General features: G+C 70.1%; 16 protein-coding genes. 8 read left to right on the top strand and 8 right to left on the bottom strand.

From position 1 onward, the window contains the following. Nucleotides 1-46: 46 nt before the first annotated feature. The 4 genes from OG709_RS01395 to OG709_RS01380 form a co-directional block, all read right to left on the bottom strand. Nucleotides 47-3262: a lantibiotic dehydratase gene (locus OG709_RS01395; protein ID WP_329164423.1), complete on the bottom strand. Its 3216-nt coding sequence runs from the start codon at nucleotides 3260-3262 to the stop codon at nucleotides 47-49. An 86-nt stretch (nucleotides 3263-3348) separates the two neighbouring features. Next, on the bottom strand, nucleotides 3349-4611 hold the full coding sequence (locus OG709_RS01390) for an MFS transporter (protein WP_329164421.1): 1263 nt from the start codon (nucleotides 4609-4611) through the stop codon (nucleotides 3349-3351). Continuing rightward, nucleotides 4608-5774: a radical SAM protein gene (locus OG709_RS01385; RefSeq protein WP_329164419.1), complete on the bottom strand. Its 1167-nt coding sequence runs from the start codon at nucleotides 5772-5774 to the stop codon at nucleotides 4608-4610. The genes OG709_RS01390 and OG709_RS01385 overlap by 4 nt, the downstream gene beginning before the upstream one ends. Nucleotides 5775-6032: 258 nt before the next feature. After that, entirely contained in the window at nucleotides 6033-6848 is an 816-nt protein-coding gene (locus OG709_RS01380; RefSeq protein WP_266644676.1) for a class I SAM-dependent DNA methyltransferase, read from the bottom strand. A gap of 571 nt (nucleotides 6849-7419) precedes the next feature. Between OG709_RS01380 and OG709_RS01375 the strand changes: the two genes are divergently transcribed. After that, on the top strand, nucleotides 7420-10203 hold the full coding sequence (locus tag OG709_RS01375) for a helix-turn-helix transcriptional regulator (protein WP_326695465.1): 2784 nt from the start codon (nucleotides 7420-7422) through the stop codon (nucleotides 10201-10203). A 48-nt stretch (nucleotides 10204-10251) separates the two neighbouring features. On the opposite strand, the gene OG709_RS01370 is transcribed toward OG709_RS01375, so the two are convergent. Both OG709_RS01370 and OG709_RS01365 read right to left on the bottom strand, forming a co-directional pair. After that, the gene (locus tag OG709_RS01370; RefSeq protein WP_329164416.1) at nucleotides 10252-11541 is read right to left on the bottom strand and encodes an MFS transporter; all 1290 of its coding nucleotides are present in this window, start codon (nucleotides 11539-11541) and stop codon (nucleotides 10252-10254) included. Further along, nucleotides 11538-12077, bottom strand: coding sequence for an ArsR/SmtB family transcription factor (locus OG709_RS01365; protein WP_250305005.1), 540 nt, complete (start codon nucleotides 12075-12077; stop codon nucleotides 11538-11540). Before OG709_RS01365 ends, OG709_RS01370 begins: the two co-directional genes overlap by 4 nt. A gap of 403 nt (nucleotides 12078-12480) precedes the next feature. Between OG709_RS01365 and OG709_RS01360 the strand changes: the two genes are divergently transcribed. Continuing rightward, nucleotides 12481-13314, top strand: a complete 834-nt coding sequence (locus OG709_RS01360; RefSeq protein WP_250305006.1) for a PIG-L family deacetylase — start codon at nucleotides 12481-12483, stop codon at nucleotides 13312-13314. A 409-nt stretch (nucleotides 13315-13723) separates the two neighbouring features. Here OG709_RS01360 and OG709_RS01355 read toward each other — a convergent pair whose 3' ends face one another. Beyond that, a complete protein-coding gene (locus OG709_RS01355; protein WP_266644679.1) occupies nucleotides 13724-14326 on the bottom strand; it encodes a TetR/AcrR family transcriptional regulator in 603 nt (200 codons plus the stop codon). A gap of 91 nt (nucleotides 14327-14417) precedes the next feature. On the opposite strand from OG709_RS01355, the gene OG709_RS01350 reads away from it, so the two are divergent. The 6 genes from OG709_RS01350 (at nucleotide 14418) to OG709_RS01325 (ending at nucleotide 20695) form a co-directional block, all read left to right on the top strand. Continuing rightward, the gene (locus OG709_RS01350) at nucleotides 14418-15545 is read left to right on the top strand and encodes an ABC transporter permease (RefSeq protein WP_250305008.1); all 1128 of its coding nucleotides are present in this window, start codon (nucleotides 14418-14420) and stop codon (nucleotides 15543-15545) included. After that, nucleotides 15542-16216: an ABC transporter ATP-binding protein gene (locus OG709_RS01345; protein ID WP_329164410.1), complete on the top strand. Its 675-nt coding sequence runs from the start codon at nucleotides 15542-15544 to the stop codon at nucleotides 16214-16216. The genes OG709_RS01350 and OG709_RS01345 overlap by 4 nt, the downstream gene beginning before the upstream one ends. Before the next feature lie 573 nt (nucleotides 16217-16789). After that, complete coding sequence (locus OG709_RS01340) at nucleotides 16790-17749, top strand: carbohydrate ABC transporter permease (RefSeq protein ID WP_250305010.1); 960 nt, start codon at nucleotides 16790-16792, stop codon at nucleotides 17747-17749. Next, entirely contained in the window at nucleotides 17746-18624 is an 879-nt protein-coding gene (locus OG709_RS01335; RefSeq protein WP_250305011.1) for a carbohydrate ABC transporter permease, read from the top strand. Before OG709_RS01340 ends, OG709_RS01335 begins: the two co-directional genes overlap by 4 nt. Continuing rightward, nucleotides 18621-19991, top strand: a complete 1371-nt coding sequence (locus OG709_RS01330) for an ABC transporter substrate-binding protein (protein WP_329164407.1) — start codon at nucleotides 18621-18623, stop codon at nucleotides 19989-19991. Before OG709_RS01335 ends, OG709_RS01330 begins: the two co-directional genes overlap by 4 nt. Beyond that, nucleotides 19988-20695: a glycerophosphodiester phosphodiesterase gene (locus OG709_RS01325; protein ID WP_250305013.1), complete on the top strand. Its 708-nt coding sequence runs from the start codon at nucleotides 19988-19990 to the stop codon at nucleotides 20693-20695. The genes OG709_RS01330 and OG709_RS01325 overlap by 4 nt, the downstream gene beginning before the upstream one ends. A gap of 180 nt (nucleotides 20696-20875) precedes the next feature. On the opposite strand, the gene OG709_RS01320 is transcribed toward OG709_RS01325, so the two are convergent. Beyond that, on the bottom strand, nucleotides 20876-21349 hold the full coding sequence (locus OG709_RS01320) for a hypothetical protein (RefSeq protein ID WP_326695470.1): 474 nt from the start codon (nucleotides 21347-21349) through the stop codon (nucleotides 20876-20878). Nucleotides 21350-21396 lie beyond the last annotated feature (47 nt).

The following is a 21396-nucleotide window of genomic DNA, read 5'->3' as shown; positions in this document are numbered from 1 at the left end:
CGGGCACAAGGCCCGCGAGCCGTGAGCAAGGGACTCGCCGAGACCGTCATCGCCGCTGAGTCTGCCGGTCGAGGTGACCCTGCACGGTGTTCCGTACCAGTACCAGGACCGTGTCCTCGCCTGCGGGTGGTATGCATACCGCGCGGTTGTAGTGCATGTGCAGGAGTGAAGGCAGGGGAGTGTGCTGCCCTTCCTCTGCGGTGATTCCCCGGCCGAGGTCGCTTATTACCTGTCCGTACCGAGCGAAGGCCTCGGCGCGGTTCGCCGCAGCAGAGGCCAGCGGGCCGGGACCGCAGAGTCGGGCCAGCGTTGGAGCGGGTGAGCCGGGGGAGAGGAGGCTGGGAGAGCCGTCGAGGAGTCGGTCAAGGAGCTTTTGCCGGTTGCGTACGGAGGCGGTCTGCGGGGTGCGCGGGTACCGGGCCAGCAGCCACGGTGCCCAGGGTTCCGGGCCGGCCGTCGCGCGGAGGGCATCGAGTTGGTTGACCGCGCACAGCACGACCGGGTCGCCGCTCAGCGATCCCTCGCGCAGCGCGGAGAGTTGTGCCACTACCAGTTCGCTGTCGGCCTGGAACGCCCTCTCGGCAGCCTTCAGTGCTCGGGGACCGCCGTAGCGGGCCGTCTCCGGTCGGTAGCTGTCCAGGACCACCCGCCCCAGGAGTCCGTCCGCGCGCAGACGCTCGGCCCAGGTGTGCAGCGCCGGAAGCACCTCGCGCGTCAACCGCTGGGGGCTGCCGTGGAACCGCACCCGCAGATGCGGATCGGGGTCGCCGTACCGCAGGAAGAACCAGCGGTCCACGTGGTCACCTATGTGCGCGAGCAATTCCGGCAGGTGGACTCCGATCACCTCGTCGTGCCGTTCGTACGCGATGTACAGCTTGGCGTACAGCCAGGGGCCGCCCACGAGATGAGGCGACTCGACGAGCTGGGGGCGTAGCCGGCGGGGAGCGGCGGCGCCGGCCGGCCGGTGGGTGAACAGCGGGAAGACCACCTCGTTCGCGTGCGCTCCCGCCGGGCCGGTCAGCCAGCCGTCTCCCGGGTCGGGGCCGGTCGGACCGGGCAGGAAGGGCGCCTCCTCCAGAGTCACCGGCAGCCCCCGGGCCGCTTCCTTACGTATCAGCTCCACGTGCGCGGCGCAGGTCAGGTCGGTTTCCACGCGCTGGTCGCCGGTGCCTAGCAGCACGCGTCGAGGCAGCCCCGACCGCTCGGCCCAGGCAGTGAAGTGCTGTGTCCAGAGGACCGGTTCGGCCGTGGCGGGCGGAGAGAGCCTGGTGTCCAGCCGCCAGCGGGCAGCGGTCAGTACGGTCCGGCCGTAGCGGACGCGCGGCAGGAACGGGGCCGCCGACAGTGAGCCCCAGTCCCAGCTCTGCCACGGCCGGGCCCCGGTCATGGGGATCTCACTGAGGAGACGGGCGAGGTTGGGGGCATGCCGTTCGAATTCCAGCATGTGGAAGGAGAGCGGTACGACCTCGCGGTCCCGGCTGAGTGAGACCAGCCGCAGGCGCCGGTCGTCGGCCACTACTGCCAGGTCCGAGGGGACGAGGGTCAGCGGGTCGGCAGGGTCGGCGTACAGACCGACAGGCAGCCGGTGAGGCGTCCAGTGCGGCAGCCGGGTGATGTTCCCGCTGCGGAACGGGACCGGGCGGCAGTCCAGTTGGGCAGTCAGCTCCGGTGCGTACTGGGTGGCGGAGCGCCGCGCCACCTCGCGGAGGAGGTCACTCCTCGCGGGCCCCAGGGCGTGTGCGAAGCGGGCCGATGCCGCGCCCGCGAGGTCCGAGCCGGGCCCGGTGGTCAGCCACAGCCGGAAGTGACCGGCGTCCAGTTCGGCCGTGCCGCGTGCCAGCAGCCGGGCGGGGAAGTCCGTGGACCGTGGGGGGCCGACGGCTTGGCCGCCTTCGGGGGTGCGGTCGAGGCGGCGGAGCGACTCCGTATCCAGTTCCACCTCCTGTCGGCCGGAACGGACGGCGTCGAAGACGATGTCGGCGAGCAGCCGTACGCGCTCCGGGGCGTCCGGACAGAGGAGGGAAGGCAGGTTCTGCCGCAGTACCGGCGGATGCCGGTAGCCCTGGGGAGGCCCCAACCCGGTATCCGGATCCAGGAGTTCGAGGACCGGAACCGCGACCCCGGTCCCGTACAGGTCCGTGAACGCCTCATGGAAGCGGCGCAGTTCCTGCGGGGGGCCGGGCGGGGAGAGCCGCCACAGGACTTCCGCCGCTTGCTCCGCTTCCCGCGCCACTTCTGCGGGCAGGAGGAGATCCGCATCGGCGGCCAGGTCCACGTGGACCGCTGTCGGTTCACCGGGCAGCAGCTCGGCCATCGCCCGCCGTGCATGGTCGAGGGTGTGGAGTGCGGCACCGGGCGGGGCGGCGCCGTAATCGGCGAGCAACTGGTGTATCTCACGCAGCGCGGACAGCTCGGGTACGTCCGGCACGCCGTCGAGCCGGTCGAGCACCGCCGCGATCGGGTCTTCCTCGTGTGCGTCGGGACGCGCATCTGTCAGCAGGAACTCCCGCCGCACCAGGGCGGTCAGTGCGGCATCCACGGCGTCCCGGGGAAAGGCCCTGGCCAGTTCCTCCCTCAACGTCCCCAGCAGAATGGGCCGCCGGGCCTCCCGAAGGGCCGATTCGGCCACGTCTGTACGCGGCAGCGCGAGCTCGAAGAACGTGCCGCTGCGCCCCCGCTCACCTCCCCGGGCCAGCCGGTCGGTCTGCAAGGACGCGACATAGCTCAGCACGAGCCGGTCGCCGCGGGAGGCGGCGAGTGAGTTGGTCACCACCGAGAGCCGGTCGGCCACCTCCGGGCGCTGCTCCCACAGGGAGACCAGAGTGAGCAGCCACTGCGTGTCCGGGCGCACCCCGCGGCGGTGGTCCTCGCCCACGTTCGCCCGTGCGCGCTCGCCCGGCGTGCCGATCCGGGCGAGCGCCACGGCCGCGAAAGTGCCGTACGGGGTGGAGCGCGAAGCCATCCGCAGCTGGTAGCCGACCACGGCACGCACGGCTTTGCGCAAGACGCCGAGCCCGGGGCGCGGGCCTGTGCGGAGGGAGTCGAGCCGCTGCCGCAGCGAAGGGCTGGCCAGGGTGATCGCCTCCAGGAGAGGCGCGTCGCGTGCGGCCACGGCCAGGTAGCCGGCCAGCCGGTCGCTCTCGTCCGGCGCGCCGTGCGCCACGGGCTCCCCGTAGTGCCGCACCAGCTCCCGCGGGCGCACGGGCAGCCGGACGGTCACCGTGTCCGCACAGGAGAACAACGGCGGTTCTGCGGCAGGCATGGCACTCCTCTGACGGATGGATGCGGATAGACACGGATGGACAAGGATGGATACGGATGGGAAGCGGGTACGGGGAGAACGCCGTGTCACACGGCGCGCAGCGCGCTCCGCGCCCGGGGCCAGAGCAGCGGCCACGCGACGACGCAGCAGCCCACCGCACCCATGGCCAGCAAGGAGTCGTCCAGCCCGAGGGCGGCAGTCATGGGACCCGCGAGAACCATGCCCAGAGGCAGGGACGCGAAAGAGCCGAGGAAGTCCCAGGCGCTGACCCGGCCCAGCACCCCGGCGGGCACGCCACGCTGCAGCGCGGTGGACCACAGGATGGCGAAGATCCCCTCCGCCGTGCCGAGAAGTCCGTACGCCAGCGTCACCTGCCACCACGAACCGTGCACCGCCATGGCGAGGCAGGGCAGGCAGAAGGCCGCCATCACGGCCGAGCACATCAGGACAGGGTGCTTCGGCGCCCAGCGCAGCATGAGCATGCCGCCCAGGACCGCGCCGACGCCCGCGCTGGTGAGGAACGCGGCGTACCCCCGTGCCCCCGAGTAGCCCTCCTGAGCGGCGAGCGGGGCCAGCACCTGCATGGGGCCGAGGGTCACCAGATTGAGCACGGCGGCCTGGACGATGACCAGCAGGAGCCACCGCCGGCCGACGACTTCGGCCAGCCCTTCGCGCAGTTCGCGCCGGAATCCCTGTACCGGTGGGTGACGTGGGGCCGCGGCGCGGACCGGGATGCGGTACAGGAGAGCCGCGGCGAGGAAGAAGGACGCGGCATCGGCGGCGATCGCCTCCGCCGGACCGACTGCGGACGCACACCAGCCGGCGAGCGCCGGACCGACGATGACGCTCAGTGACATCCCGGTGCGCAGAGCGGCGTTGGCGCGCTGCAGGGCGTGCGGTGGGACGACGCGCGGCAGTATCGCCCGCGCGGCGGGCCCGGTCACCCCACTCGCGAGCCCGCGGAGGAACGACAGTGCGCCCAGCGCCCAGAGCATGCCCGTACCGGGCCCGGCGGCCAACAGGACGAAGGTGACGGTCTGCACCGCGCCGCACGTCAGCTCGGCGCCGGCCATCAGGGAGCGGGGGTTCCAGCGGTCGGCCAGCCCACCCCCGGCCAGTACGCTCGCGAGCGTACCGACCACGGTGGGTGCGGTAGCGGCGGCGACCGTACCGGCCCCGGAGCCCGGAAGACCGGCCACCGCCAGAGCGAGCGCCACGGTGGTGAAGCAGTTCCCCACCGTCGAGACCCAGGTCGCCAGCGCCAGGCGGGCCAGAGGCCGGCGTGCCCCTGCGGGGATGCCGCCACGGTCCGCGGCCTTCGCCGACGGATCCAGGGAGGCACCGCTCACCCCGAACCCAGCTTCCCCTTGAGGTACATCAGGTCCAGCAGTGAGGCGTCCACCTGGTCGCCGATCTGTGACTCGGCCCGCGCCGCGTCGGGGGTGAGCCGCACGTCGTAGTCGCAGGCGACCCAGCGTGGGGTGATGACCTCGTCGGGCAGGTAGCCGGAGCGGATGTGGCCGACCTCCCACCCCTCCTTGCCCGCCGACTCCCAGCAGCTGTAGAGCGTGCCGTCGGCGTTGACCACGGCACCGGTCGCGCCGCTGCGCAGTGCGCAGTAGGGGCAGCGGGTGATCGGCTGGGGCAGCGGCACGGTGAACCCGTACGACAGCGCCCTGGCGTTCCAGCTCTTGCGCCGCTGCGCGAGCGCGGCGGTGGCCGCGGGGGCGTACTCGTAGCCGATGCCCACGTCGTCGACCGTGGCGAAGCTGATCGCACACCGCTCTGTGGGTGTCCGGGCAGCAAGGTCGTCGATGAGCGCGTCGATGCCCTCTATCGACGGGGTGGCGACATTGATGCGGAAGTGCCATCGCAGGCCGGTGGCCTCCGCGCTGCGTGAGACGTTGCGCACGATCCGGTCGTACGTGCCACGGCCCATCCGGTTGACCCGGCTCACATCGTGGTGTTCCTGGTCGCCGTCAAAGGTGATCTGCACCCGGCCGAGGCCCAGTCCTTCGAGTGTGCGCGCGGTGTCGGCGGTCAGCAGGGTGCCATTGGTGATCATCTCGGCTGACGCGAGACCGGCGCCGGCGGCTCGGTCCAGGAGGGTGTAGCAGCCCTGACGGTTGAGCAGTGGCTCACCGCCGAAGAGCAGTAGGTGGAGCTTGCCGAGATCCGCCGCGGCCATCCGTTCCCGGGCGAAGACCAGGATCTCGTCGATGACCGGGGCAGTGAGGGCGATCTGCGGAATGCGCGGTGGACGGTAGGTGCCCTCCGGAGCGGCCCCGGTGTTCTGGAAACAGTAGGCGCACCCCAGGTTGCAGGCGCTGCTGGTGAGCACGGTGAGATGAAAGCGGTCGACCGGCGGTACGGCGAAGAAACCGGTGCCGTCGAGTTCGGCCCGTGCTCCGGCGGTGAGTTCGCCGTTCTCTGTCACGGCGGATGACGGCAGCTTGGCCACTTTCCGGCCGGACAGGCACCACCAGTTCGCCTCGCCTCTGATCAGTCGCATGGTTCCTCGTCTCGGCACATCTGAGTGTGTGATGCCCATGAGATGGCTGAGCCCGGGGAGGGCACGTCGTACCGGCGCGCCCTCCCCGGGCCGGCATCAGCGAGCCGGGGTGCCGGTCCGGACGCCACAGGTGTCGGCAGCTTCCTCGGTGTCGAAGACGACGATGGTCTCCTCGGTGTGCTCCATGATCAGTACTTCCTTTCCATGAGGGGATGGTGCTCGTGCACCGGACGTCTGCTGACGCCCGGAGTCCATGGGTCAGCCGGTCGGCGGCCGGCGGGCGATGACGATCGCCTTGTGGTGCCGCTCCTCGTCGAGCGTGTCGTCGACGTCCGCGGTCCCGGGACGCATGCCGTACACGCGGAGGACGTCGAGGCCGGCCGTGCGGAGCGCGGAGCGCAGGCGGGACTCGGGATGGTGACGCTGAAGGTGCGGCGCCTCGAAGCGTCGCCACAGCGGGGTGGCCTCGTCCCGTGCGAAGACGGTGAGGTCGGCGCGGGCCAGGGCGCCCTCCGGGTGTCCGGGTCCGCAGTGCCCCTGCCAGACGAAGACGGTGTCCTCTTCGTGTGACACCTCGTCGTGTGCGTACCAATTCCTGTACGTACGAAGGGTGTTCACGTCGAATACCAGCAGCCCACCGGGGCGCAGTGCCCGTGCCGCACTGGCGAACGCGCTGCTGAGTCCGGCGTCGTCGAGGAGGTTGTTCACCGCGTCGTCCATGCACAGCACGACGTCGTGGCCCGGACCTGTGCCGGGCAGGTCGCGCATATCGCCCTGCTGGAAGGATATGCCCCGGTTCGCCGCCTTGGACCGGGCCTCTGCGATCATCGCCGCACTCAGGTCGACACCTGACACCTCGTAGTGCAGATCGCGGAACGCGGCCGTGCTCCTGCCGGTCCCGCAGGCCACGTCCAGCAGCCGCTTGCCCGGTACGCGGTGGCGGTGCAGCAGGTCGTCAAGGAGGGCGCACCACCGGGGGTAGTCGTCGTGCCGGGTGAACAAGTCGTAGAAGTGGGCCAACGGTTCATACGTCGCCAGTGCGTGCTCGGAAGCGTCCGTCTCCGCAACTGTCATACCCTCTCCCTCGGTTCTGCGTCCGTGACCGGAGCCCGCGTCGTGATCGGGTCTGCGGACCGGTGCCCCCGGCGTGCGGTCCGTGGTCATTACTGTGCGCAGGGCGACGGGCGGCCGGTATCTGTCATCCGACTGGTCCTGGGGGCGCTGCCGCGATGGTCAAGAGATCGTCAAGTCGGTCGGGCCGCCCCACGGAGAGGCACGGGCGGAGGCCGTCCGCCGCGCCGACCGGCCGGGAACGGTGCCTCGAACGCACTGACCGCGCCGCCCTGGACGCACTAACAGGCCACCGTTACCAGCCGCTAGGGCATCGTTAGCGAGTGGTGGGAACCTCTTCTGCGTCGCAGTCACGGAGTGTCCCGCGGGTTTCCGGAGCCGTATCCGGCCGCGTTCGCTGCCCGCGCGTGGCTGGCGGCATTTCGCGCACGATGACCACCCACATCCAGCCGTCTTTCCCGTCCCGGAGTGCGCACAGGGGCAATCGATCGTCAAGCCAGGCAGAACCACGCGATGGCGCGACGGGAATACGCCGACGTACAGCCTGAGCCACCTACGGAGCGGGAGCATCGGAATGTTGGAAGGGCGAGACCGGGAGATCCGAGACCTTCTGGGGCTCATCGACGCCGCACGGAGTCACCGAAGTAGTGCCGTACTCCTGCGCGGCGGTGCCGGCATCGGCAAGAGCGCACTGCTGACCCACGTGGCACAGCAGGTGGAGCCCCCCGCGCAGGTCTTATGGGCGGACGGAACGCAGAGTGAGGTCAGACTGCCGTTCGCGGGACTGCACCAGCTGCTGCACCTCCTGCTGCCGGCGCTGGAGTTGGTGCCCGACCGCCAAGCTGACGCGTTGCGCGGCGCCTTCGGCATGAACGCATCTTCCGCAGAGCCGCTCCTCGTCGGCCTGGCCGTGCTCGCCCTGCTCACGAGAGCCGCCCGGCAGGCACCCGTACTCGTGGTCGTGGACGACGCGCACTGGATGGACGAGGAGTCGGCGGCCGCGCTCGCCTTCGCCGCCCGCAGGCTCCGGTCGGCACGGGTGGCCATGGTGTTCGCGGTCTGCGATGAGGAAACGTTACCCGTCCCCGTTTCAGGGGCCCGGGAACTGCGGCTCGGGCCCCTGCCCACCGCGCTCGCGCGGCGCCTGCTGGACCAGCACGCGCCGCGGGCGGCTCCCTCCGTGTACAAGCGTCTGCTGACGGAGGCCGAGGGCAACCCGCTGGCGCTGGCCGAACTCCCGGCCGCACTCAGTGACGAGCAACTGACAGGCGCCCAGGCGCTGCCCGACCAGTTGCCGCTCAGCGAGCGGGTACGGCAGATCTTCTGTCGCCGCGCCGCCGCATACGGTTTCCCCCTGCTGCTCGCCGCCGCCGAGCGCGACGGCGAGCTTCGCACCCTCCTCAACGCCGCCGACGACGCCGACACGGCCATGGACGTACTGAACGGGGCCGCAGAGGCCGGGCTCATCACCGTGCGCGGAGAACGGGTCAGCTTCAGCCACCCCCTGGTACGCTCCGCGACCTACCAGGCCGCAGCGCCCAGCCGGCGCCGCGCCGCCCACCGGGCCCTGGCCGGTGCCCTCGACCAGGAGGACGACCGCCGCGTCTGGCATCTCGCGGCCTGCGCCACACCTCCCGACGACACGGTCGCCCGTCTCCTTGCCGGTCTCGCGGACCGGACCCGGCGCTCCGGCGGCGTGGCGTCCGCCGTCCGCGCGCTACGCCGCGCCGCGGCACTCTCCTCCATCCCCGCGGCCACCGCGCGGTGGTTGGTGGAGGCTGCCGAGTGCGCCTGGGCCGCGGCCGAGCCGGCCCAGGCCCAGGCGCTTTTGGCCGAGGTCGAACTCCTGGAGCACACAACGGAGTTACAGGCCCGCGTTGCCTGTGTGCGCGGCACCATGCTGCATGCCGGCAGCGCGCCCGCCCTCGCCTGCGACACGCTCCTGCACAGCGCGCGACTCGCCCGGTCCCATGCACCCCAGCTGGCGGAGGAGTGCCTCCTGCTGGCGGCCCGCGCCGCATGGGGCGCCAGCCACCCGGCGAAGCTGACGGAGATAGCCGGCCTACTGGCCCTGCTCCCTCTGGAGAAAACCACGGACAGGAGCCAACGTCTCGACCAATTACGCTCCATGGGAGACGTGGGCCGGGGTGAGGAACCGGCCGGAGAGCCTGCGGTACGGTGCTCACCTCCGAGCGACGGGTGGGCGCCGACCCTCGGCCTCGGGCCTGTTGTGTGGCCTCCCGTGTTCCTGCCGTACCTCATGGGAGACGGCGAAGCCGGGCTCGACGCACAGCGGCGTTCGGTCGACGCCCTGCGGGCGTCCGGTGCTTCGGGGGCCCTACCGGTGGCCCTCACCTCGCTCGTGGCCGCGCAGTTGGTCACCGGCCGGTGGGCCGAAGGGGCGGCGCTCGGCGAACAAGCACTCACCCTCGCCGCGGAGACCGGCCAGTCCATCGCTGCCTGCCACCTCCAGGCCCTGCTGGCGTGTATGGCCGCGGCCCAGGGCGATTCCGCCCGCTGCCATGAACTGGCCGAGGCGTCCCTTGCGGTGTCCATGCCCCGCCGGGCCGCGTCGGCCGCCGCGATAGCGCGCTGGGCACAGGGACTGGACGCTCTCAGCAGCCTTCGGCCGCGGCAGGCAGTCGGCCCGCTCAGCGAAGTCACCGCCCCCGGCGGCACGGCAGAGCACTTCATGCTGAGCCGGCTGGTCATCCCCGACCTGGTCGAGGCCCTGGTCCGGGTGGGGCAGCGCGATCGGGCGGGCGCGGCGCTGCTGCAGTTCGAAGAGCGGGCCGCGCCCCAGCTCTCACCCTCGCTCCGCGCCGCATGGCACCGGTGCAAGGCGCTGCTGGCGCCGGCGGAAAAAGCCGGTCACCACTTTGCCGACGCACTTGCCGCGCCCTGCGTCTCCGGGTTCGAAACCGGCCGTACTCATCTCCTGTACGGGCAGTGGTTACGCCGCCACCACGAGATCAAGTCCGCCCGGCACCATCTGCACCAGGCCGTGGAGCACTTCCGGATGATGCGGGCCACACCCTGGACGCAACAGGCACACACAGAACTGCGCGCAGCAGGTGTCCTCGACGCCACGCCGCCCACCAGCGGTCAGGACCTCACTCCCCGAGAGCTTCAGATAGCCCGCTACGCGGCGCAGGGGCTGACCAACAAGGACATCGGCTCCCGCCTGTTCCTCAGCCCGCGCACGGTGGGCTACCACCTGTACCGGATCTATCCGAAACTCAACATCACCTCGCGCCGCCAACTCCCGGCACGCCTTCCGAACTCATCAGCCTCACCCGACCGCGGTCACGGGCAACTCCCGGACCCGTCGACAAGTGACGTCCCTACTGCTCGATAGATGCACCCACCCTGAAACACCCGTGACACTTCCGCGAAGACGCCGCCACTATTCGGGTGCACCTTCCCGAACGGGGTTCGCGGATTCCGGGTGACGTGGACCGCCGGCCGAGGCAGCGCCGTGCAGTGCCGCCTCGACCCGGCGGTTGTCGGTCATGGTCGCCGTGACGGCGGTCATGGTGAGGAGGAGAGCGGCGGCGGCGTAGAGCGGGGTGCGTATGTCGTAGGTGGTGGCCAGCCATCCGCCGACGAAGGCGCCGAACGGGGCGGCGCACATGGCGAGCATGCGGGAGGTGGAGGCGACCCGGCCCATCAGGTGGGCCGGGACGATCGCCTGCCGGAGGGAGGGCCCGAGCACCATCGTGGCGCCCATGCCCGCCCCGCAGACGGCGAGCGCGAGCCCGGCCGCGTACGGATTCGGGGCGGCGGCAAGCCCCAGGACGGCAAGCCCCTCGACCGCGGCCGTGCAGGTCAGCGCGGTGCCGGTGCCGAGTCGTCGGCCGAGGAAGGAGGCGATGCCCGCGCCGAGCAGGCCGCCGGTGGCCTCTGCTGTGAGGAGCAGGCCGTAGCCGAGGGCGCCGATGCCGAGACGGTCGTGTGCGAAGAGGGCGAGTACGGTCTCCACGGCGAGGAAGGCGACGTTCCCGACCGTCGGACGGAGCGCGAGCCCGAGCAGCAACCGATCCCGGAAGACGTACGAGGCCCCGGCCCGCGCCTGCCGAAGCAGCGACTCGCGGGCCTCCGGTACGGGCCGGGGCGCGGCGGGCAGCGACCGTACGAGCAGTGCGGAGAGCGCGAACGACACCGCGTCGGTGAGCAGCGGAACCGCCCGCCCGAGCGCGAGCAGCGCACTGCCCAGGGGCGGCCCCGCGAAGCCGGACGCGGCGGTCTGGGCGCCGCGCAGGCGGGAGTTGGCGCGCTCCAGGAGTGCGGGGTCGCGGCCGAGCAGATCCGGCAGACAGGCCGTGGCGGCCGTGTCGAAGAAGAGTCCGCCGAGGCCGAGCAGGAAGGCGACGGCTGCGAGCAGCGGAATACTCAGCACGTCGAGCCAGGCCGCCGCCGCAGGTATCGCGAGCAGTACCGCACGTGCAGCGTCCGCGACCCACATCGCGCGCCGACGGTCCCAGCGGTCAACCAGCGCACCGCCGAGCACCCCGAAGAGCAGCCACGGCAGCGTCCCGGCGGCCGTGACGACGGCGAGCGCCATCGGATCCCGCGTCAACGTCAACGCGAGCAGCGGCAGCGCGGCATGCGTCACCCCGTCACCGAGCGAGGACACCGTCTGCGCGGTCCACATCCGTCCGAACCCGGTCGGCAACTTCCTTATATCTGAGGTCACTTGGAATCCCCTTCGGCCTGCTCGCGCGGCGCCGGCCGGAACAGCGCGAAGGCGAGCGACACGTCCGGCAGCGACGGATCGGACAGCTCCCGGTACTCGTCCGCCAGCGCCTGCAGACGCGCCCCCAGCTCCGCGAACTGCTCACCGGTGAGCCGCAGATGCGCCATCCGCACGTGCCGCTCGCCATCCACCGGCGCCGCCTCCAGGTCCGCCACCGCATTGCGCATCAGCACATCCGGCTGCCCCACCCCCGGATCCGGCAGCACGATCGACCGCGCGGCCATCGCGTAGTACCGCTCGGTGACCCCCCGCACCTTCCGCGTCCGCACCACCTTCACCAGGCCGGCCCGCTCCAGCAGTCGCATGTGATAGCTGGAACTCCCTTTGGCGAGGCCCACCCGCGCGGCGATCTGCGTGATCGTCGCGGGCTCGAAGCGGAGCACGGCCATGATCCGGTGACGGGTGAGATTGGAGACGGCGCGCAGCTGTTCGTCAGTGGTGACGTGAATGGTCTCGGGAAGATCGTCGGCAGGCATGTGGCCAATGGTCAACGACTCTTGACCATTGAGCAAGGGGATTTCGTACGGCCTTCCGGAATTCGCTGTCCGGCGGGGGAGGCCTTCGCTCCCGCGCAAGGTCGCGGCAGCCCGCCCCCTGCCGCTGCCCGGCGGCGCCGTTCCTGACGATCGGCCGCCTGCTGTTGAGCCGTTGCACCGGCTGACCCTTCTCGCCGGAGGGCGGCTGTCCGGTCTCGTACTGTCCGGACCCGGGAACAACAGGTCCGGCCGGCGCGGTTGCATCGACCGAGGGACCGGCGCCGCACGGACGGGGAACACGGAGACCGCGAGGTCGTCCGCCCCACCAGGGTCCGGGCCCCAGGATCGCGGTACGCCCGCCGCGCACTCGTACCAAGCCGTATTTCTGCAGGAGGACTGTTTCATGACCGACCGGCCCTTGACGCTCATGGCAGTACACGCCCACCCCGACGACGAAGCCACCGGAACCGGAGGGGTCCTCGCGCGGTACGCGGCGGAAGGCATCCGCACGGTTCTGGTGACGTGTACCGACGGCGGTTGCGGTGACGGAACGGAGGGCGCCAAGCCGGGCGATCCCGGGCACGATCCGGCGGCCGTCGCCTTGATGCGCCGTCAAGAACTCAAGGCGAGCTGTGACGTCCTGAAGGTCAGTGATCTGGAGATGCTGGACTATGCCGACTCCGGGATGGTGGGCTGGCCGAGCAACGACGCCCCCGGATCCTTCTGGCAGACCCCCGTGGAGGAAGGCGCTGCCCGACTGGCGGAGCTCATGCGGCACTACCGGCCCGATGTGGTCGTCACCTACGACGAGAACGGCTTCTACGGCCACCCCGACCACATCCAGGCCCACCGCATCACGATGGCAGCGCTGGAGATGACCGCGCTGACCCCGAAGGTGTACTGGACGACGATGCCCCGCTCGATGATGCAGAGGTTCGGGGAGACCATGCACGAGTTTCATGAGGACATGCCGGAGCCGGATCCTGCCGAGGCCGCCGCGATGGCCGAGATCGGCCTCCCCGACGACGAGATCACCACATGGGTGGACACCACCGCGTTCAGCGGTCAGAAGTTCGATGCGCTGGCCGCACATGCCAGTCAGGGCGAGAACATCTTCTTCCTCAAGATGGGCAAGGAGAGGTTCGGCGAGTTGATGGGCATGGAGACCTTCGTACGTGTCCAGGACGCCACCGGCGCGGCCGTCCCCGAGAACGATCTCTTCGCCGGACTGCGCTGATCCGCCCCCTCGACCCGGGTCCGGAAAGCCGACCCGTCAGGGGCATGGTGCAACCGGGAGTTGCCGCGTGCCATCGACGGGGGAGTGGCCGCGACGTCGGCCCCTCGTGAGCCGGAGGGCTCTGCGCGCGGCTCCTACGGCGAGCGCGGGTGCCGGTTCTTCCTGACCGGCCCCGCGCTCGAGGGCAGCCTGCGCAAGCCCTGCCGTACCGAGCCGGGTGTCCGTATCGGAGTGCCGCCTCGTCGGCGAGCTCACCAGCGCCCCGGCCACGAACGTGGCGCCGACGCCAGCTGCCCGATCATCCAGCTCACCCACCGGGAAACCCCCGCGGAGCAGGACGCCACCAGCGCCGACCGCGACGATCCGCACGATCGGCGCCATGCCCGTGGTGGGCCCGGCACGTGCGGCTCTATCGGGACGGCAGGTCGGCCGTGAGACCTCCGAGGGCGGCGACAACCAGCCGCACCGCCCGGTCCGTCACCGCGTCGTAGTCGTCGCCCGCCTCCAGCGCCGTGGTCGCGGCGTTGACGAATCCCTGCAACAGGCGTGCTGTCCTGAGGGGGGCGTCGTCACCCAGGTCACGCAGGGCATCCACGAGCGGATCGAGCAGCGCGCGGTGTGCCGCGTCCGCGCCCTCACGCAAGGCTGCTGCGTCCTGCGCGCCGGCACTGGCGCGGGCGATGCGGTGCTCGCCGTCGCGGACCATCTCCAACTGCGCGGTGACGTAGGCGGCAACCCGCTCCGCAGGTGAGTCGCCGGCGGCGGCGAGGGAGGCGTGAATGCGTTCGGTCCAGCGCGGAGCGGCCTGTCGGACCACCTCGGTCAGCAGCTCACGGCGGTCGGAGAAGTATTTGTAGACGCTGTTGCGGGCCAGGCCGGTGCGGCGGGCGACCTCCGCGAACGTCACCTTGGAAGCGTCGCCCTCGGCGAGCAGCTCCCGCGCCGCGTCGAGCAGAGCAGCACGCTGTTGGGCACGGTGATCGGCGACCGACGCAGCGTGGATCTTGGGCACGCGACCAGTGTAGTAGCCACCCCACTTAGGGACGCCGCGTCGCCATCTTCTATTTTGGGGACGCCTTGTCCCTATCTTTGGAAGGAGCGCCGTGTTCCTCGCCTTGCTGGAACTCAAAGCGGCCCGTGGCCGATTCCTGCTGATGGGTAGCGTCGTCGTCCTCGTCGCCGCGCTCGTCGGTATCGTCTCCGGCTTCACCACCGGCCTCGGTGACGACACCGTCTCCGCCCTGCGCAGACTGCCCGCCACCCACATCGCCTTCGCCGCCGGTTCCGATTCCGACCAGTTCGCCCGCGGCCTGATCGACGAGCAGTCCGCCGTCGGCTGGAATCGGGAGGAAGGCGCCGCGGCCACCCCGCTCGGCGTCGCCATCACGCGCGGCACCACCGACCGCGGCGTCGAGGTGGACCTCGCCGCGTTCGGTGTCGAGCCCGGCGCATTCACCGACCCCGGTGCCGACGAAGGCAAATCCCTGGAGTCGGCCGAACCGCACGGCATCGTGGTCTCCCGCCGGCTGGTGACTGACGGCGTCCACATCGGTGACACTCTCACCGTCGACCGGCTCGGTATTCGTCTGAACGTCATCGGCATCATCGGCCGCTCCTCCTACGGACACGTCCCCGCCGCCTACGTCTCCACCGACACCTGGCGCCGGATCCGCTTCACCACGCCCGGCACCGACGCGCGCCCGGACGACCTCCCACGTCAGTACAGCGCGATGGCACTCGAGCTCCCCGCAGGATTCGGCGAGAAGACCCTCGCCGCCGCGGACCGCCGCCACCGCACGACAACCGTCCCGCTCCAGGACGCCTTCGCTGCAGCCCCCGGCTACGAGGGCGAGCGCCTGACGATGACCTCCATCCAGACCTTCCTCTTCCTCATCGCCCCGCTGGTCGTCGGAGCCTTCTTCGCCGTCTGGACCGTCCAGCGCACCCCCGAGCTCGCCCTGCTGCGTGCCATGGGCGCGTCCCGCCGCCGCCTCCTCGGGCACACCCTCGCGCAGGCCGCTGTGGTCGTCGCTGCCGGTGCAGCCGTCGGGGGCGCGCTCGCCTCCGCCGTAGGCCTGTTCGTCGGCGAGCAGGTGCCCTTCAGCCTCCCCGTCACCACCCTCGCCACCACCATGGCCGCTGTGACCCTGATCGGTCTCGCAGGCTCCGCCCTCACCCTGCGCCGCGTCACCACCGTCGACCCGATGACCATGCTGGGAGCCGCACGATGACCCTCCGCCTCAATGACATCACCGTCACTCTCGGCAGCGGCGAGTCCCGCACCACCGCCCTGCACGGACTGACCACGACCTTCCAACCGGGCGCCCTCACCGCCCTCGTCGGTCCCTCCGGCTCCGGCAAGTCCACCCTCCTCGCCGTCGCAGGCGCCCTGCTCCGCCCGGATGAGGGGCAGGTCCTGCTGGGCGAGACCGACCTGGCGTCCCTCACCGACCGTGAACGCGCCCGCACCCGCCGGACTCGCATCGGCTACATGTTCCAGAGCGGCAATCTCCTCGCCGGCCTCACCGCCGAGGAACAACTGCTCGCCGCCGCCTCCCTTGCCGGTGGCAGACCCCGCGCCGTACGCGGCCAGGCCCGTGAACTGCTTGCCGACGTCGGACTCGCACACCGACTTCGGCACCGCCCCGACCAGCTGTCCGGCGGCGAACGCCAACGTGTCGCGCTGGCCCGCGCGCTACTGACCCGGCCCGAACTCCTCCTCGTCGACGAGCCGACAGCCGCCGTCGACCGAACCCGCGCCGGCGACCTGACCGGCCTCATCGCACGCACCACACACCAGCACGGCTGCGTCACCGTCGTCGCCACACACGATCCGGTAGTCATCGAGGCGGCCGACACCACGATCGACATGCTGGATCACGCCACTGCAACAACCGGCTGAACCACGGATCCCACCACGCCGAGCTGTACGGATGAGACCCCGGGTGCGATGAGCCGTCATGCCGGGCGATCGTCCATTCCGGCGCCGCTGTACGTCACCGGGATGACGTACCGGCGTTGAGGACCAGGAGGGCGGCGCACCGGACTACTCGCCCCGTCGCCCGCCTGGACACCCCTCGTCCACGTTGCCGCCCGGCCTCGCAGAGCAGAGGGGCAGACGGGGATCCGCCGGCACTTCGTGGAGCGCGTGACCAGGGAACCGGTGCTCTGGTCACGCGGTGCCGCAGGCTCCAGCGGCACCGTACATCTGGTTCGGCCCGGTCGGCCCGGTCGATACGTCGCGCTTTCCGGCTGTCATCACACGACAGATGTAAGACGGATGCCTCCCCCTGATGTCCAGGGAAACCCCCGGTCACGGCGGAACGACAGGTATCACGCGGGGACCGTCCGGCGTCCTGGCTGCCAATTCGTAACACGCAGAGGTGTTCTCTTCTCGTTCACTTTGTTGGTATTCCTAGGGCCGATACCGCGCCGCCGGAGGCGCAGTACGGTTCGCCGGAAGGACAACGCTGTCTTGACGACCGACTTGATGCAGGACGGCAGAGCTGTCCCGCCAAGTCCGGCGACTGCCGGCGAGGCAGGGCCCCGGACCCCCGCACGGCGCCGGCGGCGCGAGTACCTGCTGTTCGCCGCCTTCGCCGCCCCGAACTTTCTCTTCCTGCTGGTCTTCGCCTACTGGCCGGTGATCTACAACGCCTATCTGAGCCTCACCGACTGGGACATGGTTTCCTCGTCGTGGCACATGATCGGCCTGGACAACTACACGTCGCTGTTCGCCGACCCCGACTTCCGCGGCAGCCTGTGGACGACCGTGCTGTTCGTCGTCGGAATCGTCGCGGGCGGACTCGTACTCGGGCTCGCCACCGCCCTGTTGCTCAACCAGCGGCTGCGCGGGCGGGACGTCGTGCGGACGCTGGCCTTCGCTCCGTACGTGCTCTCCGGAGCCGCCGTCGGCACTCTGTGGCTGTTCGTCTTCGATCCCAACTACGGACTGATACGCCCCTTGCTCGCACCCCTCGGCCTGGCCGCGCCGGCGATGATGACCGACTCCAGGTGGGCACTGTTCGGTCTCGTCGTGGTCTACCTCTGGAAGAACACCGGCTTCGTCGCCGTGGTCTACCTCGCCGGTCTGCAGGGCCTGCCCAGGGACGTGTTCGAGGCAGCGGCCCTGGACGGCGCCGGAGCGTGGACGCGGCTGCGCCGCATCATCCTGCCGCTGCTCTCGCCCGTCACCTTCTTCCTCCTGGTGACCTGCACCATCAGCACCTTCCAGGCGTTCGATGTGATCGCCATGATGACCAACGGCGGCCCCGGCACCTCCACCTCGATCCTCAGCTGGTTCATCTACGACCAGGGCTTCCGCACGTTCGACGCGGGCCGTGCCTCCGCCGCCGCAATGATCATGTTTGTGGTGCTGCTGCTGATCACTGGATTCCAGGCGCGCTTCCTCCAGCGAAAGGTGCACTACCAGTGACAGCCGCCAACTCCCTGCCGGACGCCCGCCCGGTCGCCACGGGCAGCCGCTCAGGTGTCCGCCGCGCCCAGCGCTTCGGTCTGTACGCGCTGCTCGTCCTGGTCGCCGTCATCGCGGGCGGCCCGCTGTACTGGCTGATCTCCTCGGCGCTGAAGACCAACCCGCAGATCTACAGCTACCCCCCGCACTGGATCCCCACCGACCTGCACTGGTCCAACTTCTCCGACGCCTGGCGCGCCGCACCGTTCGGCCGGTTCTTCCTCAACTCCCTGATCGTGTCCGTGATCGGCACCGCGATCGAGTTGACCGCCGCGCTGCTGTGCGCCTACGCATTCGTGTTCCTGCCGTTCCCCGGCAAGAAGGTCCTGTTCCTGTTCCTGCTGGGCGCGATGATGGTGCCCGGCCACGTCACGCTGCTGCCGAACTTTCTGACCATCGCCCAGCTCGGCTGGGTCAACTCCTATGCGGGCCTGATAGCGCCGGGCCTCGGCTCGGTCTTCGGCACCTTCCTGCTGCGCCAGCACATGCTGACACTGCCCCAGGAGATCACGGACGCGGCGAAGATCGACGGGGCGGGACACCTGCGCATCCTCTTCCGCGTGGTGCTGCCGATGTCGCGCCCGATGGTGATCACCGTCGCCCTGGTCGTCATGGTCGGCAAGTGGAACGACTTCATCTGGCCTCTGATCGTCACCAGCAGCACGGACATGCGGACCCTGCCCATCGGTCTGCTCTTCCTCAAGAACACCGAGACCTTCGCCAACTGGGGAGCGATCCTTGCCGGCGCCGTCATGGTGGTCGTGCCGGTCCTCGTCATGTTCTTCTTCGCCCAGCGGTACATCATCGCCGGGCTGACCCAGGGAGCCGGAAAATGACGCGAACTGCGCTGCGGGAGGTCACGGGCCCCGTGCTCGACAGGCGCAGGATGCTCGGGGCGGGCGCGGGGCTGGGACTGGCCGCGACGCTGAGCGCCTGCGGTCAGACCACGGGGCCCGTCGCACAGCCCGGCGGTGGCTCGGTACCTGATGCGTTCCGGGGGCGCACCCGGGTGGTGCTCTGGTCGACGTTCGCAGATCCGGTGGGACCGGCCCTGCAGAATCTCGTCGACGCCTTCAACCGCGAGCAGCGGGACGTGTACGTGGAGGTGCAGTTCCAGGGCACCTACGACGAATGCGCCCAGAAGGCGGTCATCAGCCTGCTCGGCGCCCAGGCCCCGGACTTGTGCGTGCTGTCCGACGTGAAGTGGTACAAGTTCTACTTCGGCGACGCCCTGGAACCTTGGGACAGCTACTTCGCACGGGGTGAGCTGGAGCGGACCTACAATCCGCGGCTGCTGAGCGAGGGCGTCCGCAAGGGGCACACCTGGTGGCTGCCGCTGGCCCGCTCGACGCCGCTCTTCTACTACAACAAGACCCTCTTCAAGAAGGCCGGCGTGCCGGTACGCCCCCCGGAGAGCTACGACGAGCTCTACGACTGGTCGCGCCACATCACCCGGCAGAGCGTGGGCGGCAAGCGGGTAGCCCTGGAGGGATACCAGAAAGTCGACGGGGACTGGCAGTTCCAGTGCAGTGCCTGGCAGTGGGGTGGGGCGTACTCCAAGGGCCTGGACGTCACCATCGACGAGGGCGGCGCCGTGGCGGCGGGCGAATGGCAGCGAAAGCTGATCTTCAGGGACGAGATCGCTTACATGGCGACCGAGCCCACCGCCGACATGGGCAACCAGCTGATCGCCACGCTCGTCACCTCCACCGGCGCCCTGAAGAAGATCAACGAGATGGCGAAGGCGAACGGCTGGGAGCTGGGCACCGGTTTCCTGCCGAAGAAGGAGAAGTTCGCGGTCAACACGGGCGGCGGCGGCCTGGGCATATTCAAGCGCGTGCCACGGGAACGCAAGGAAGCCGCAGCCCAGTTCGTGCGCTTCCTGGCCCGCCCGGAGAACGCCGCGCGGTGGGCCATCGAGACCGGTTACCTGCCCGTGGTGTCGGCGGCGGTCAAGGAACCCACCCTCGTCAAACTGATGAAGAACGACCCGGCCTTCGCCACGGCCGTCAGGCAGTTGGACCTCACGCGCCCCTGCGACCAGGTGCGCATGATGATTCCGAATGCGAACGTGCGTATCTACACAGCTCTGCAGCGCATATGGTCGGCGAACACCTCCGCACAGCAGGCCTTCGCGGAGGTCGCCGATCAGCTGCGCAAGGGCGTCAACCGTTACGGCCCCATGATCGAGGAGCACTTGTGAACCACCCCGTGAGGCGTCCCGTGGTGTACGCACACCGTGGAGCCCGGACCGAAGAGCCGGAGAACACCCTGCGGTCCTTCCGGCGGGCTCTCGCTCTCGGCGCCGACGGCATCGAACTCGACATCCGACTCACCTCTGACAGCCACCTCGTCGTCATCCACGACAAGGCCGTGGACCGTACGACCGACGGCACCGGCCTCGTCGCCGACTTCACTCTCGCCGACCTCCAGGCATTGGACGCCGGGGAGGGAGAGCGCATACCCACCTTCGACGAGGCCATGGAAGTCTGCGGGGACGTCGTCCAGATCGAGATCAAGGCCCTGGAGGCGGTACAGGCCCTTGCCGAGCGGGAGCGCCGTACCCCGCTGCCCGGGTCGGTAGTGCTGACCTCCTTCAGCAAGACCGCGGTGGAAGAGGCCGCCCGATGGCTGCCGCACGTCCCCCGTGGCCTGATCACCCACCACCCGGGCACTGAAATGATCAAGGACGCGCTGGAACTCAAGGCCACCTGGGTGTGCCCGGAGCTGAAGCCCGAACTCACCCGGGACCTCGTGGACCGTTGTCACGAGACCGGCATCCAGGTGGATGCCTGGCCCACCGGGGAACGCGCCCACCTGCTCCGCTGGGTCGAGATCGGAGCGGACGCCGTGACCACGGACCACCCGGGGCGGATCGACGAGTGGCTGGCCACGTCCGGCAGTTGACGACGTGTCCCGGTCTTCTCGGCGGTGGGCGGAGGAGGCCGGGGCCGTATCACCGGGGCCACCCAGCGGATCGGTGCGTCGAACGCCTCTTGCTGACCGAGCGTGGCGCCTGGACCACGACAGTGTTCAGACATGCGCGCGGGATCAGCCGCGCACGCTGCACCCTGATCCGGTACCAGGTCAGGGTGCAGCGTGCGCCGGAACGCTCGGAGTGTCCGGCGCCGGTCGTGGAGGGCCGGCGACCATGGCTTGAACGACCGTCATCAAGATCTCCGCGCGCTGCTCGTCGCCCAGGTTGCCGTTGGCGATCAGACGTTCCGCAGCAAGATACCGGGACAGCTCCAGCGGTTGATCGAAGTACGATCGCAGGTGTGCGGCAGCCGCCTCCTGGGAGCGGACGAAGGTACGGCTCACGTACCCCGCGAGCGCAGCCGAGACGGCACCGAGTCCACCCGCAACGATGCCGCCCGTCGTCGTGCTTGCCTTCAGCGCCACAATGACGAAGGCGACGAGCAGTGCGAATCCGATGACCATCGCCAGCTGCGCGTTCCGGAACGACTGCTTCGCCTGGCCGGTGGCGATCCTGTGGTAGAGCTCCAGCCGGGCGTGCGTTGCCGCCCACAACTCCGCCAGCGCCAGATGCGGCGTCGACATACCGGCGCAGCCGATGAAGGCTGAATTGCGTAGCCACGATGCAGCAC

Source organism: Streptomyces sp. NBC_01267 (genome assembly GCF_036241575.1).
GTDB lineage: Bacteria > Actinomycetota > Actinomycetes > Streptomycetales > Streptomycetaceae > Streptomyces.
The sequence above is the reverse complement of the archived record's forward strand: the minus strand, read 5'-3'. Positions and strand labels throughout refer to the sequence as shown.